Annotated in this window: 13 protein-coding genes and 1 riboswitch; of the genes, 7 read left to right on the forward strand and 6 right to left on the reverse strand. The window is 69.9% G+C overall.

The genetic code is table 11. From position 1 onward, the window contains the following. Positions 1 to 728, reverse strand: a 728-nt coding sequence (locus tag VFF46_RS21380; protein WP_325038945.1) for a YafY family protein, incomplete at its 3' end; no start/stop codon positions are given. Between the two features lie 62 nt (positions 729 to 790). On the opposite strand from VFF46_RS21380, the gene VFF46_RS21385 reads away from it, so the two are divergent. Beyond that, positions 791 to 1,933, forward strand: a complete 1,143-nt coding sequence (locus VFF46_RS21385; protein ID WP_325038946.1) for an epoxide hydrolase — start codon at positions 791 to 793, stop codon at positions 1,931 to 1,933. On the opposite strand, the gene VFF46_RS21390 is transcribed toward VFF46_RS21385, so the two are convergent. Beyond that, the gene (locus VFF46_RS21390; RefSeq protein WP_325038947.1) at positions 1,934 to 2,764 is read right to left on the reverse strand and encodes an oxidoreductase; all 831 of its coding nucleotides are present in this window, start codon (positions 2,762 to 2,764) and stop codon (positions 1,934 to 1,936) included. Between the two features lie 98 nt (positions 2,765 to 2,862). On the opposite strand from VFF46_RS21390, the gene VFF46_RS21395 reads away from it, so the two are divergent. Both VFF46_RS21395 and VFF46_RS21400 read left to right on the forward strand, forming a co-directional pair. Further along, a complete protein-coding gene (locus tag VFF46_RS21395; protein WP_325038948.1) occupies positions 2,863 to 3,420 on the forward strand; it encodes a TetR family transcriptional regulator in 558 nt (185 codons plus the stop codon). Between the two features lie 81 nt (positions 3,421 to 3,501). Beyond that, positions 3,502 to 5,061, forward strand: a complete 1,560-nt coding sequence (locus tag VFF46_RS21400) for a S1C family serine protease (protein WP_325038949.1) — start codon at positions 3,502 to 3,504, stop codon at positions 5,059 to 5,061. A 74-nt stretch (positions 5,062 to 5,135) separates the two neighbouring features. Here VFF46_RS21400 and VFF46_RS40630 read toward each other — a convergent pair whose 3' ends face one another. Both VFF46_RS40630 and VFF46_RS40635 read right to left on the reverse strand, forming a co-directional pair. After that, positions 5,136 to 6,092, reverse strand: a complete 957-nt coding sequence (locus tag VFF46_RS40630) for an NAD-dependent epimerase/dehydratase family protein (protein WP_414673079.1) — start codon at positions 6,090 to 6,092, stop codon at positions 5,136 to 5,138. A gap of 108 nt (positions 6,093 to 6,200) precedes the next feature. Beyond that, positions 6,201 to 6,521: an NAD-dependent epimerase/dehydratase family protein gene (locus tag VFF46_RS40635; RefSeq protein ID WP_414673080.1), complete on the reverse strand. Its 321-nt coding sequence runs from the start codon at positions 6,519 to 6,521 to the stop codon at positions 6,201 to 6,203. Between the two features lie 133 nt (positions 6,522 to 6,654). Here VFF46_RS40635 and VFF46_RS21410 point away from each other — a divergent pair, with 133 nt between their 5' ends. The 3 genes from VFF46_RS21410 to metH all read left to right on the forward strand — a co-directional run bounded on the left by VFF46_RS21410 (position 6,655) and on the right by metH (position 12,367). Next, positions 6,655 to 8,052: an MFS transporter gene (locus VFF46_RS21410; RefSeq protein WP_325038951.1), complete on the forward strand. Its 1,398-nt coding sequence runs from the start codon at positions 6,655 to 6,657 to the stop codon at positions 8,050 to 8,052. After that, positions 8,049 to 8,582 (forward strand): TetR/AcrR family transcriptional regulator, encoded by a 534-nt coding sequence (locus tag VFF46_RS21415; protein WP_325038952.1) that lies wholly within the window; start codon positions 8,049 to 8,051, stop codon positions 8,580 to 8,582. Before VFF46_RS21410 ends, VFF46_RS21415 begins: the two co-directional genes overlap by 4 nt. A 69-nt stretch (positions 8,583 to 8,651) precedes the next feature. Then, positions 8,652 to 8,729: riboswitch (S-adenosyl-L-homocysteine riboswitch) on the forward strand. A 23-nt stretch (positions 8,730 to 8,752) separates the two neighbouring features. Continuing rightward, complete coding sequence (gene metH / locus VFF46_RS21420) at positions 8,753 to 12,367, forward strand: methionine synthase (RefSeq protein WP_325038953.1); 3,615 nt, start codon at positions 8,753 to 8,755, stop codon at positions 12,365 to 12,367. Here metH and VFF46_RS21425 read toward each other — a convergent pair whose 3' ends face one another. Further along, positions 12,368 to 13,321 (reverse strand): hypothetical protein, encoded by a 954-nt coding sequence (locus VFF46_RS21425; RefSeq protein WP_325038954.1) that lies wholly within the window; start codon positions 13,319 to 13,321, stop codon positions 12,368 to 12,370. A 77-nt stretch (positions 13,322 to 13,398) separates the two neighbouring features. Next, positions 13,399 to 14,064 carry a TetR/AcrR family transcriptional regulator gene (locus VFF46_RS21430; protein ID WP_325038955.1) on the reverse strand — a complete coding sequence of 222 codons (666 nt, stop codon included), beginning with the start codon at positions 14,062 to 14,064 and terminating at the stop codon, positions 13,399 to 13,401. Positions 14,065 to 14,162: 98 nt separating this feature from the next. On the opposite strand from VFF46_RS21430, the gene VFF46_RS21435 reads away from it, so the two are divergent. After that, positions 14,163 to 14,435: SDR family NAD(P)-dependent oxidoreductase (locus tag VFF46_RS21435; RefSeq protein ID WP_325038956.1), on the forward strand; the 273-nt coding region annotated here is incomplete at its 3' end.

The raw sequence follows: 14,435 nt of genomic DNA on the forward strand, positions 1-14,435 counted from the left end.
GCGGGCGCGTGCACCAGGATGCGCGCCTGGTAGCGGTAGCCGCCGTACGCGACACCACGATTCGTGGACGCCAGCTCCGGTACGTCGCGGGGCGTGAACCGCGGGCCGGTCGGGATCCGCGGCTGCACCCGGTCGACGCGGAACGTGCGCCAGTCGTCGCGGTCGAGGTCCCACGCCACCAGGTACCACCGCCGCCCGGTGTGCACGAGTCGGTGCGGCTCGGTCGTGCGCGTGGCCGCCGTACCGTCGTGGTTGCGGTAGTCGAAGCGCAGCCGGTAGTGGTCGCGGCAGGCGGCGGCGACGGCCAGCAGTACGTCGGGTTGCACCGACGGGCCGCCCGCGGGGGTGACGGCGACCTGCTGGAGCAGCTCGATGCGGTACCGCAGCCGGGAGGGCAGGACCTGCTCGAGCTTCGTGAGGGCGCGGACGGACGCCTCCTCGGTGCCCGCGACCGTGCCGCTGGCGGCGGCGCGCAGGCCGACCGCGACGGCGACCGCCTCCTCGTCGTCGAGCAGCAGCGGCGGAAGCGCGGCGCCCGCGCCGAGGCGGTAGCCGGCCACCCCGGGTACGGCGTCCACCGGGTAGCCGAGGTTGCGCAGCTTGCCGACGTCCCGCCGTACCGTCCGGACCCCGACGCCGAGTTCACCGGCCAGGGCGGCGCCGCTCCACTCCTTGGGTTGCTGCAACAGGCTCAGCAGCTTGAGCAGTCGTGCGGACGTCTCGATCATGTTCTTCAGTTTGGCAGCTGGCTAGGACTGAAGGTGTCCTAACCGGCGATCAGACTGGAGACATGATCAAGGAATTCAGCATCGACATCCCGCAGAGCGCGCTCGATGACCTCGCCGCCAAGCTGGCGAGTGCCCGGTTCCCCGTCGCACTTCCGGGCGACGACTGGAACACCGGCGTACCGGTGTCCTGGCTGTCGTCGCTGGCCGAGTACTGGCGGACCTCGTACGACTGGCGGGCGGCAGAGAAGGAGCTGAACGCGTACCCGCAGTTCACCACCGAGATCGACGGGCAGCGGATCCACTTCATCCACGTCCGCTCGGCGGAGCCGGACGCGTTGCCGCTGCTGCTGACGCACGGCTGGCCGGGGTCGATCGTGGAGTTCCTCGACGTGATCGGCCCGCTGACCGATCCGGTCGCTCATGGCGGACAGGCCGCGGACGCGTTCGACGTGGTGATTCCGGCGCTGCCCGGGTTCGGGTTCTCGGGGCCGACCAGTGACGAGAACTGGACGTTCGAGCGGATCGCGCGGGCCTGGGCCGCGTTGATGGAGGAGCTCGGGTACGAGCGGTACGGCGTACAGGGTGGGGACCTCGGCGGGTCGGTGTCGCCCGAGGTGGGGCGGGTCGCGCCCGCGCACGTCGTCGGCGTACACACGAACGGCGGGACGAACCTGCCGCCGATGCAGATCTCCGACGAGGAGCTGCGGACGCTGACGCCGCTGGAGCAGGACAAGATGGCGAGGATCGCCCAGTTCATGAAGGACGAGTTCGGCTACATCTCGATCCAGTCGACGCGGCCGCAGACGCTCGCGTACGGGCTGGTGGACTCGCCGGTGGCGCAGCTGGCCTGGATCATGGACAAGTTCAAGGCCTGGACCTGGCCGGCGTCGGAGTTGCCCGAGGCAATCATCGGCAAGGACCGGTTGCTGACGAACGTGATGATGTACTGGCTGACCGGCACCGGCGGGACCGCGGCGTACGTCGGGTACGCCTGGCCGCGCTCGTGGGCGCCGCGGCCGAACTCCGGCGTACCGACCGCGGTGCTGGCCACCGCTCACGACGTCGCGATCCGCCGGTACTGCGAGGTCTCGAACAACATCACCCGCTGGACGGACCTCGACCACGGCGGCCACTTCGCCGCGCTCGAGGTGCCGGAGGAACTGGTCGCCGACGTACGGGAGTTCTTCCGCGACCTGCGCGGCTGACTACCGGAAGTCCGTCGACCGGGTGAGGCCGGCCCAGGCGGCAGCCTCCTCGGCGCGGGAGCGTGACGAGCTCTCGGCGAGCGCGAGGGCGTCGCTGCCGAGCAGCAGGCGCAGTGGCGGGTTCTCGAGGCCGACCACCTCGAGGACCGCCTGCGCGGCCTTCGCCGGGTCGCCCGGCTGCTTCCCGTCGGTCTCCAGCCGGCGGCGGTGCATCTCGCCGACCGTGCTCTCGTAGTCCGGGTGCACGTCGTGGAGCTGCATCGACGAGCCGCCCCAGTCGGTCCGGAAACCGCCCGGCTCGACGATCGTCACCCGGACGCCGAACGGCCGGACCTCGTTGTGCAGCACCTCGGAGAAGCCCTCGACGGCGAACTTCGCGGTCTGGTAGGCGCCCATCCCCGGCGTCCCGCCGGCCCGGCCGCCGATCGACGAGAACTGCAGGAAGTGCCCGCCGCGCTGTGCCCGGAACACCGGCAGCGCGGCCTTCGTCACGTTCACCACGCCGAACAGGTTCGTCTCGATCTGCGCCCGGAAGTCGTCGTCGGCCATCTCCTCGATCGCCGCGCTGTTCGCGTACCCCGCGTTGTTCGCCACCACGTCCAGCCCGCCGAACTCGTCGACCGCCGTCCGTACGGCCGCCCGCGCGGCCTCGGCGTCCGTGACGTCGAGCGCGACGGCGCGGAGCTGCTCGCCGTACTTGGTGACCAGGTCGTCGAGTTGCTCGGGCCTGCGTGCGGTCGCGACGACCCGGCCGCCGGCCGCCAGCACCGCCTCGGTCAGCGCCCGTCCGAGGCCGCGCGAACTGCCGGTGACCAGCCAGATCTTGCTCATCCCTGATTCCTAACTAACCGTTTGGTTGGATCTGGTCTTCATCTAACCAACTGGTTGGTTGGAAATCAACTAACCAGTTGGTTGGTACGCTGCGAGGCATGCAGCAACGGAACGCAGACCGGACCCGGGCGCGCATCCTGGACGCGGCCACCGAGGAGTTCGCCGCGCGCGGGATCGGCGGTGCGCGGGTCAGCCGGATCGCCGAAGTGGCCGGGTGCAACAAGGCGATGCTGTACGCGTACTTCGGGAGCAAGGACGAGCTGTTCGACGCGGTCTTCAGTGCGTCGCTGGAGAAGTACCTCGACGAGGTCGGGTTCGACGTCGACGACCTGCCGGCGTACGCGGGCACGGTGTTCGACTACTTCGAGGCGCATCCGGATCGGCTGCGGCTCTCGGTCTGGTACCGGCTCGAGCGGCCGGACGGCCGGCCGCTGGAGGCGATCATCGCGGTCAACCAGCGGCGGCTGGAGGAGCTGCAGCGCGGGATGCGGCGACGCACCGTGTCCCGCCGGTTCACCCCGGTGAGCCTGCTCTCGCTGATCCAGGCGATCGCGACCAGTTGGTCGTCGATGAACCCGGAGTACGGCGCGGAGCTCCCGGACGCGAAGGTCCGGCGGGCGGCGGTGGTGGCGGCCGTGGAGCGGATTCTCAGCTGATTCATTGGTTGGGCCGATGGAGTTCTCAGTCTGGCGCGGTCTACTCGTAACAGAGGGAATTGGCCGAGGAGGGCGACAGCGATGAACCAGAGCGGTGGACCGGGACCGTACGAGGGTGGGCAGGGCGGCTACCAGCAGTACCCGCACGGGCCGTACCAGCAGGGTGCGCCGCAGTACCAGCAGCCGGGGGCGCAGTACGAGCAGGCCGTTCACGGGCCGCAGTACCAGCCGGGGCCGTTCGGGCCGCAGTTCCCGTTCGGGCCGCCGCCGCAGCCTCCGAAGAAGCACCGGCGGCGGCTTTTCGGTGCCGGAGTACTGGGACTGGCCGCGGTGCTCGTCGCCGGTTCGGTTGCCTGGGGCATCGACCAGCGGGTCGGCGGGCACAACTCGCAGCTGTCGCAGAAGACGTTCGACGCCTCGTCCGTCGCGGCGAACGTGTCGCCAGGGCTGGTCGACGTGAACACCGTGCTGGGGTACCAGAACGCCCGCGCCGCCGGGACCGGGATCGTGCTCACCTCCGACGGCGAGGTGCTCACCAACCACCACGTGGTCCAGGGCGCGACGGCGATCACCGTCACCGACATCGGCAACGGGAAGACCTACACCGCGAGCGTGGTCGGGTACGACTCGGCGCACGACATCGCCGTACTGAAGCTGAAGGACGCCTCCGGGCTGCAGACCGCCAAGACCGGGAACTCCGACCAGGTCAAGCTCGGCGACCAGGTCGTCGGGGTCGGGAACGCGGGCGGCACCGGCGGTACGCCGAGCTACGCGGCCGGGAAGGTGACCGGCCTGAACCAGGCGATCACCGCCACCGACCAGAACGGGCAGGACCCGGAGAACCTGACCAACCTGATCCAGACCGACGCCAACATCCAGGCCGGCGACTCCGGCGGCCCGCTGGTGAACTCCGGCGGCCAGGTGGTCGGCGTCGACGTGGCCGGCAACGGCGGCAGCAACGGCGGCCAGGGAATTCCGGGACAGAGCTCGGCGTCCACCGCGTCGGCCGCGACAGCGACGCTGGCGGCGTGGGGCGACGGGTACGGCAACGGCGACGGGTACGGGAACGGCGACGGCACGGGCTTCCCATTCGGCAACGGCTCGGGCAACGGGAACGGGTACGGATCCGGGAACGGTTCGGGCAACGGCAATGGCTCGGGGAACGGGAACGGCTCGGGCAACGGGTACGGCAATGGGAACGGGTACGGCGACGGCTCGGGCAACGGTTCTGGCAATGGGAACGGGTCGGGTAACGGCGGCGGGACCGGGACGACCACCGAGGGGTACGCGATCCCGATCAACGAGGCGCTCGGTATCGCCCAGCAGATCGAGAACGGCAAGTCCTCGACGTCGGTGCACATCGGCGACTCGGCGATGCTCGGTATCTCGGTGGTGACCAGCCCCGGTACCACCGGCGCGGTCGTCGGCGACGTAGTGGCGAACGGCCACGCCGACGACGCCGGCATCACCGCCGGCGACGTGATCACCTCGTTCGCCGGTCACGCCGTGGATTCGCCCGACACCCTCTCCACCCTGCTCAACAAGCAACACCCCGGCGACAAGGTAGAAGTCGGCTGGACCGACCAATCCGGCCAACCCCACAAATCCACCATCCAACTAATCCAAGGCCCAGTCCGCTAACCCCCAGCCCCCGGCCCGGGCTCCGGGCTCCCGGCTCCGGGCTCCGGCCCCCGCCCTGGCTCCGGGCTCCGGCCTCAGGCCCCGGCCCCGGCTCCGGGCCTCTGGCCCCCAGTCCGGCTGCTGGCCCCGGCTCCCGCGCCGCCTCTGGCGGCCCCTCGACCCGGACCCGTGCGCTCCCCTCCCCCTCGGAGCGCCGGGTCCGACCCCTTTGCGCCCACCGGGTCGTGAAACCCCGCTGCCAAATCGCGCCGAAACCCACGACTCGGCGAACTGGGTGGGAGCCGTTCGACACGACTGGGTGGGTTAAGCGAGGGATTTGAGGAAGGTGGGGTGGGTGGGGGTCCAGCCGAGGGTGCGGGCGTGGGTGTTGGTGGCGCCGCGGGACCACGGGTTCGGGTAGGGGTAGGGGTGGACGGAGTGGGTGGGGGAGCGCCGACCGCGCGGGCGAAGGCGGGAGCCCAGGTGGAGGCGGGGAGTGGTTCGTCGTCGACGATGTTGACCGGACCGGACGGCCAGGTCAGTGCGGCGACCGCGGCCTCGGCGGCGTCCGCGACGTGCAGGAAGCTCGTGACGTCGGGCCCGTACGGCAGCTGACTGCTCGCCATCAGCCCGCCCGTCGTGTACCAAGTACCAGGCCCGTAGAGCATCCCGTACCGCAGCACCACCCACTCAGGCGCCTCCGCCGTGATCGCCTCCAGCGTGGCAACCGCCTCAACTGTCGTACGCCGACCCTCGTCAGCCGCATGTACGTCGAGCGGCGTCCCCTCGTCAGCCGGCGCGAGACCCGGCTCGTACGCCCACGCAATACTCTGCGAAACCACCCGCCGCACCCCAGCCGCGAGCGCCGCATCCACCAGATTCCGCGTCCCCTCCCGCCGGATCCGGCTGTTCGCCGCGAAGTCCCGCGCCCCGAGATCCGTCAACTGATGCACCACCACCTCCGGCCGCGCCGCCCCCACCAACTCACCCAACCGCTGCCGGTCGTACACATCCCCCACACAAACCGTCACACCCCCACCCCAAGACCCCACGCCGCCCCCGTCAGATCCAACCCCTCCGGGCCCAGCACCGGGCCTAACACCACCGGCACCACCGCCTCCACCTCCAGTCCCGGCTCCGGTCCCAGCTCCGGTCCCAGCTCAGGTCCCAGCTCCGGTCCCAGCTCCGGTCTCAGCCCAGGCGGCGGTCCCGGCTCCAGCCTGAGACCCGGTCTCGGCCGAGGCTCCAGCCCCGGCCCAGGTCCCGGTCCGGGCTCTGGTCCCGGCTGAGGTTCCAGCTCCAGCCTCGGCCCAGGTTCCGGCCCCGGCTCTGGTTCGAGTCCCGGTCCCGGGTTCGGGTGCAGCTCCGATTGCGGGGTGGGGGTGGCGGGTGAGGGTGGTTACTTTGTGGCCTTGGGTGACCAGGTGGGGGATGAGGTGGCGGCCGATGGCGCCGGATGCGCCGGCTACGAAGATCCTCATGGCATCAGACTAGGTACGCCGCGGCCCGGGTTGCTGGTCCGATCGGTGGGCGGTTTCCCGGTCCATTTCCGGTGGGGTGAACAAGCGTTTACGATTCCTGAGTAAACAGCAGTTCACCCCTGTGAGGATCCGCTTGACTGCCCGTCCCCGTCTGATCCTGGCCGCGCTCGCGTTCTGTGGTGTGCTGGTCTCGGTCAGTCAGACCATCGTCGTACCGCTGCTCCCTGCCCTGCCCGGGATCACCCACAGTCCGGCGTCCGACGTCAGCTGGCTGATCACCGTCACGCTCCTGACCGGCGCGGTCTTCACCCCGCTCCTCGGCCGGGCCGGTGACATGTACGGCAAACGCCGCGTACTCCTGATCGCGCTGTCCTCGATGGTCGTCGGCTCGCTGCTCTGCGCGACCAGTTCGAACCTGACCGTGCTGATCGCCGGCCGCGCGTTCCAAGGCGCCGCGGTCGCCGTCGTACCGCTGGGGATCAGCATCCTCCGCGACGAACTCCCGCCCCGCCGGGTGATCCCGGCGATCGCGATCATGAGCTCGACGCTCGGTATCGGTGCCGCGTTCGGGATCCCGGCCGCGACGCTCGTGGTCGAGTACGCGAACTGGCACACGATGTTCTGGATCAACCTCGGCCTCGGCCTGCTGGACATCGTCCTCGTGCTGCTGATCGTCCCGGAGTCGGCGGTCCGCAGCAGCGGGCGCTTCGACGTGTTCGGCGCGCTCGGGCTGAGCGCCTTCCTGGTCTGCCTGCTGCTCGCGGTGTCGAAGAGCAGTTCGTGGAGTACGTCGACTCTCGCCGGCCTGTACGTCGTTGCGCTGCTGCTGGTCCCGATCTGGGGGTGGTACGAGCTGCGCACGAAGAGCCCGCTCGTAGACCTCCGGGTGTCGGCGCGGCCCGCCGTACTGTTCACCAACCTGAGCGCCCTGCTGATCGGGTTCGCGTTCTACGCCAACTCCTTGTCCACGGCTCAGCTCGTGCAGGAGCCGAAGTGGACCGGCTACGGGCTGGGTGAATCGATCGTCGTCAGCGGACTGTGCCTGCTGCCCGGCGGTGTGGCGATGGTGTTGCTGTCGCCGGTTTCCGCCCGGATCTCCACTGTCAAGGGTCCCCGGTTCACGCTCGGGATCGCGTCCGTGATCATGGCGGCCGGGTACGTCGTGCGGTTGTTCACCAGCGGCAGCGTCGCGGGCATCGTGGTCGGAGCAACCGTGGTCAGTGCGGGGACGGCCGTGGCGTACTCGGCGCTTCCGGCGTTGATCATGCATGCTGTGCCGGTGACCGAAACCGCCGCGGCGAACGGCCTGAACACGTTGATGCGCACGGTCGGGCAGGCGATCTGCAGCACGATCGTCGCGACCGTCCTCGCCAACGTCACGATCTCCGAGGCCGGAAAGGTCGCGCCCGCGCTGTCGGCGTACCTGATCGTGTTCGTGATCGCGGGCATCGCGGCCGCGGTCGCCGCCGGGCTGGTGCTGCTGATCCCGGTACGCCGTCCCGTACCGGCGTACGAGGTGACGACGCCATGACCGACCCCGGGCGGACGTCGATCCTCCGGGCTGCCCGGAAGGCGTTCGCACGGGAGTCGTACGACGCGGTCACGCTCCGCGGGGTGGCCGCGGACGCCGGCGTCAGCGCCGCCCTGATCGTGAAGTACTTCGGCGGCAAGGAAGCGCTGTTCGAGCGGGTCGCCGACTTCACCGAGGCCGCCCAACTGCTGCTCGCCGCACCGAACGAGCGGCTCGCCGAGCACGCCGTGCGGACCCTGGTGGAGTACCGCCGGGAGAACGATCAGGACCTGCTGGTCCGGGTCGTGTTCGCGGCCGGCAAGAGTGACGAGCGAGCCCGGATCCGCGAGCACTTCCGCGACCAGGTCACCCGCGCGTTCGCCGCCCGGCTGACCGGCCCGGACGCCGACCTGCGGGCCGGCCTGATCACAGCGCAGCTCCTCGGCCTCGGCGCGTTGCTGGCGATCGACAAGGCCGGCCCGGTCGCGGCCGCGACCCCGGACACGATCGCCGGCCTCTACGCCCCGGCGATCCAGGAGCTCATCCACTGATTGAACACCCGTCCTACTATGTGGACGGAGGACTTGGCGGACGATGTGACGCCACTAACATGGGGCATCCAGGCCGAGAGGCGCTGCAACGGACCCAGGTCCGCCACGCTCGACCTGGTGCACCGACTGCAAGGGCGCCTCCGGAGAGTTTCTTCTGGAGGGGTTGGCAGATGAGTGAGACCGCGCTGCGCGAGCTGCTGGATCAGCGGATCGCGATCCTCGACGGCGCGTGGGGCACGATGCTGCAGAACGCCAAGCTGAAGCCCGAGGACTACGAGCCCGAGCGCTACAACGACGCGACGCACGACGTGGTCGGCGACCCGGACCTGGTCAACCTGACCCGGCCGGACGTCATCCTCGACGTCCACCGGCAGTACCTGGCGGCCGGTGCCGACATCACCACCACGAACACCTTCACCGCGTCCAGCATCGGCCAGGCCGACTACGCCCTGCAGCAGTACGTGCGGGAGATGAACCTGGCCGGCGCCAGGCTGGCCCGGCAGGCGGCCGACGAGTTCGCAACCCCGGACCGCCCGCGGTTCGTGGCCGGCTCGATCGGCCCGTTGAACGTCACGCTGTCGCTGAGCCCGCGGGTCGAGGACCCGGCGTACCGCGCGGTGACGTTCGAGCAGGTCAAGGCGACGTACGCCGAGCAGATCGCGGCGCTCGCCGAGGGTGGCGTCGACCTGCTGCTGATCGAGACGATCTTCGACACGCTGAACGCGAAGGCGGCCGTCGCCGCGGCCCGCGAAGTGGCGCCGCACCTGCCGCTCTGGATCTCGGTGACGATCGTCGACCTGAGCGGCCGTACCTTGTCCGGCCAGACCGTCGAGGCGTTCTGGAGTTCGGTCGAGCACGCGGATCCGCTGGTCGTCGGCGTGAACTGTTCGCTCGGTGCCGCCGAGATGCGCCCGCACGTGGCCGACCTCGCCCGGTTCGCCGGGACGTACGTCGCCTCGCACCCGAACGCCGGCCTCCCGAACGCGTTCGGCGGGTACGACGAGACGCCCGCCGAGACGGCCGCGATGCTCGAGGAGTTCGCGCAGTCCGGGCTGGTGAACATCGTCGGCGGCTGCTGCGGTACGACGCCCGCGCACATCGAGCGGATCGCCCACGCGGTCGAGAACCTGGAGCCGCGCACCGTCGTACCGGCCGACCACACCACCCGGTTCTCCGGCCTGGAGCCGTTCAAGATCAGCGCGGACACCGGGTTCGTGATGATCGGCGAGCGGACCAACGTCACCGGGTCGGCGAAGTTCCGCCGGCTGATCGAGGGCGACGACCACCAGGCCGCGGTCGACGTGGCGCTGGAGCAGGTCCGCGGCGGCGCGAACCTGCTGGACGTGAACATGGACGCCGACCTGCTGGACAGCGAGCAGGCGATGACCACGTTCCTGAACCTGATCGCGACCGAGCCCGAGGTGGCCCGGATCCCGATCATGATCGACAGCTCGAAGTGGTCGGTGCTCGAGACCGGGCTGAAACACGTGCAGGGCAAGGGCGTGGTGAACTCGATCAGCCTGAAGGAGGGCGAGGAGCAGTTCCTCGAGCACGCCCGGAAGATCATGGACTACGGTGCCGGCGCCGTGGTGATGGCGTTCGACGAGCAGGGGCAGGCGGACACCGTCGACCGCAAGGTGCAGATCTGCGCGCGGGCGTACGACCTGCTGACCGGGATCGGCTTCCGGGCCGAGGACATCATCTTCGACCCGAACGTGCTGGCGGTCGCGACCGGGATGGCCGAGCACAACGGGTACGCGAAGAACTTCATCGACGCTTTGCCGTTGATCAAGGCGCGTTGCCCGGGCGTGCACATCAGCGGCGGGATCTCGAACCTGTCGTTCTCGTTCCGCGGCAACGACATCGTCCGGGAGGCGATGCACTCGGCGTTCCTGTACCACGCCGGGAAGGCCGGGCTGGACATGGGAATCGTGAACGCCGGGCAGCTCGCGGTGTACGAGGACATCCCGAAGGACCTGCTGGAGCTGGTCGAGGACGTGATCTTCGACCGCCGCGACGACGCCACCGACCGGCTGGTCGCGTTCGCCGAGAACGTGAAGGGCAAGGGCAAGCAGCGCGAGGTCGACCTGACCTGGCGGGAGGGCTCGGTCGAGGAGCGGCTGTCGCACGCGCTCGTGCACGGGATCGTCGACTACATCGAGGCCGACACCGAGGAGGCGCGGCAGCAGTTGCCGCGGCCGCTCGAGGTGATCGAGGGCCCGTTGATGGACGGGATGAAGATCGTCGGCGACCTCTTCGGTGCCGGCAAGATGTTCCTCCCGCAGGTGGTGAAGAGCGCGCGGGTGATGAAGCGGTCGGTCGCCTACCTCGAGCCGTTCATGGAGGAGGAGAAGGAGCAGGCCCGCCGCGAGGGCCGGGCGGAGATGGTCCGCGGCCAGGGCAAGGTGGTGCTCGCGACCGTGAAGGGCGACGTGCACGACATCGGCAAGAACATCGTCGGCGTGGTGCTCGGCTGCAACAACTACGAGGTCATCGACCTCGGCGTGATGGTGCCGGCGGCAAGGATCCTGGACACCGCGGTCGCCGAGGGCGCGGACGCGGTCGGCCTGTCCGGGCTGATCACGCCGTCGCTGGACGAGATGGTCTCGGTGGCCACCGAGATGCAGCGCCGCGGGCTGAAGCTGCCGTTGCTGATCGGCGGTGCGACCACGTCCAAGCAGCACACCGCGGTCCGGATCGCCCCGGCGTACGAGAACACCACCGTGCACGTGCTGGACGCGTCCCGAGTAGTCGGCGTGGTGTCCGACCTGCTCGACGACGACCGCGCCGAACAGCTTGCCAAGAGCAACAGTATCGAGCAGGAGCGGCTCCGCGAGCAGCACGCGAACAAGCAGCGCGCGCCGATGCTGACGATCGACGAGGCGCGCGCGAACCGGGAGCCGGTGGAGTACGGCGAGTTGCCGGTGCCGGCGTTCACCGGGCTCAAGCGGGTTTCACCGAGCATCGAGACGTTGCGCGAGATGGTCGACTGGCAGTTCCTGTTCCTGGCCTGGGAACTGAAGGGGAAGTACCCGGCGATCCTCGACCAGCCGGTGGCGCGCGAGCTCTTCGACGACGCGAACACCCTGCTGGACGAGATCATCGCGAACGGGTCCTTCACCGCGGAGGGCGTGTACGGGTTCTGGCCGGCGCACGCCGAAGGCGACGACATCGTGCTGGACGGGCTCGACCGGTCGTTCCCGATGCTGCGGCAGCAGACCGAGAAGCCGGCCGGACGGCACAACCGCTGCCTGGCGGACTACATCGCGCCGGCGGGCGACCACCTCGGCGGGTTCGGGGTCGCGATCCACGGCGCCGAGGTGCTGGCGAAGTCGTACGAGGAACGCAACGACGACTACAAGGCGATCATGGTGAAGGCGCTCGCCGACCGGCTGGCGGAGGCGTTCGCGGAGTGGATCCACCTGGAGGCGCGGAAGGCGTGGTTCGAGCCGGACGTCCGGCCGGTGCTGGAGGACCTGCACGCGGAGCGGTTCCGCGGTATCCGGCCGGCGCTCGGGTACCCGGCGAGCCCGGACCACACCGAGAAGCAGGACCTGTTCGACCTGCTCGAGGCGGAGCAGATCGGGCTCGGGCTGACCGAGTCGTACGCGATGACACCGGCCGCCGCGGTCAGCGGGCTGATCTTCGCCCACCCGGCCTCGCGCTACTTCAGCGTCGGCCGCCTCGGGCGCGATCAGATCGAGGACTACGCCGTACGGCGGAACCTCTCGGTCGAGGAGGTCGAGCGCTGGCTGCGCCCGAACCTCGCGTACGACCCGGACTGACTACCGCCTGAGGCCCCGGAAGATCCGCAGTCCCGGCTTCTTCGGGGCCGGGCCGGTGCCGGCGTTGCTGCCCTTCGCCCCGTCGGCGGCGGGCAGTGCCGCGTCGCGGGCGAACGACGCGGTCCGGTCGTCGATGGGGCCGGTGCGTCCTTGGGTGGTCGTGCGGACGGCCGACGCCACCTTCCGGGTCGCGACGGTGGCCGGCGATTCCGGCGTACCGCTGCCGGGGTTGCGGGCGTCGACCGCGGACTTGAACTGGGTCCGGAGCCGGTGGCCGAGGTTCCGTTGCTCGTCGCGGGACAGCGTTTCGCCGCCGGGAAGCTTCGCGACCAGCGCGGCCCAGCGATGGTCGGGCTTCATCCGGATCAGCTCGTCACACGACTCCACGAAGTCGCCGGACGACGGCTCCTGGCCGTTCTGGCGGGCGATCTCGGTGAGCACGTCGCGGGTGGCGTCGGCCGCCGGGCCGCGACCGGCGTACGTGAAGTGCGGGTTCGGTACGCCGTCGGCGGACATCAGGCCGGCCGAGTCGCTGTGCTGCCACACGTGCTGCAGCCGCTCCTGGGTCCAGACGTCGGCCAGACCGCCGTTCAGATCGGCGTCCACCTGGCCGACTGGGTGCATGTCAGCCAACGGAGTCAGCAACCCGGTCGCCTGGGAGGTCACGTAGCCGGTGGCTTCGACCAGCGTGTCCCAGCGCTCCTGCCGCTGTTCCGCGGTCAGCTCCGCCGGGGTCTGCTGCTCCACCGCCTGCTGATGCTCGCGGAGGATGAACAGGTAGTACTGGAGGCCGTTCATCCCCGACTCGGACGTCGTCACGCTCGGCATCCGGTCGCCGTCGCGGACCATGACCTCGCCGTCCCAGCGCGTGTTCGCGCCGTTCGGGCCGGCGACACTGACAATCGACTCGGCCCACGCGCCCGCTCGCGAGTCGTAGGGGAGCAGCTCGGCCATGGTTCTCCTGCCAGGGTCTGGACGGCACCGGGATCAGCCTAGGATCCCGGGAGGTCCAACCCCGGCCACTGTCTGCCCTAATTGCGCGGCAGGGCGCCGTACAGCATCGTCCGTAACGCGGCCGAGAGGGACGGCTCGAAGGCCAGCCGGATCGCTTCCAGTGACGGGTCGGCCTCGTAGGCGGCGAGGATGGATGGAGCGGGGTGGGAGTGGCTCCAGATCGCGCCGGCCAGCACGCTTCCGGTGGCGATGAACTGGCTCGCCCCGTCCGTGCCCAGCTCGGGCAGGATCGCCGCGATCGCCGCGATCATCCGCTCGTAGGTGGCCGCCGCGGCGCGTTTGAACGCCAGCGCCGTCTCGGTGCTGATGTTCCGCTCCAGGACGGCCGCCTGCGTACTGATCAGGTCGCAGAGCACCGGCCGCTCGGTCAGCGTGCCGACCACGGTGCTGACCAGCTGTTGCGCGCGCTCGTCACACGACAACGTCGACGGGACCTTCGACAGGGCTGCCGACAGGTCGTCCACCCAGGCGTCGAGCTCGCTGCTCGACAGCTCGAGCAGGACGGCCTCGCGGGAGTCGAAGTAGTTCAGCACGTTCGACTTCGCCAGGCCGACGCGCCGGCTCAGCTCGTTCAGGCTCAGGTCCGCGACCGGCATCTCGGTCAGCATCGCGGCCGCGGTGGCGAGGATCGCCCGCCGCCGCTCGGCCCGCTGCTCGGCGCTCCGGGCGCGCTGGAAACTCATGTCACACATTCTACAGACCGACGGTCTGTTGTTATCGGACCAGCGGTCTGATAACGTCACTTCATAACAGACCACCAGTCTTTTATGGAGTGTGCAGCATGTACGACGTACCCGACCTGACCGGCAAACTCGTTGTCGTGACCGGCGCCAACAGCGGCACCGGCAAGGAGGCCACCAAGCGCCTCGCCGCCGCCGGAGCCCGTGTGGTGATGGCGGTCCGGACCCCGGCCAAGGGCGAGGCGGCCCGTGCCGAGATCCTCGCCGAGCACCCGGACGCGCAGCTCGAGGTACGGCGGATCGACCTCGCCGACCTCGCCTCGGTGCAGGAGTTCGCCGAGCGGCTCGCTGCCGACGAGCAGCACCTGGACCTG

It is taken from the genome of Kribbella sp., from assembly GCF_035655035.1.
GTDB lineage: Bacteria > Actinomycetota > Actinomycetes > Propionibacteriales > Kribbellaceae > Kribbella.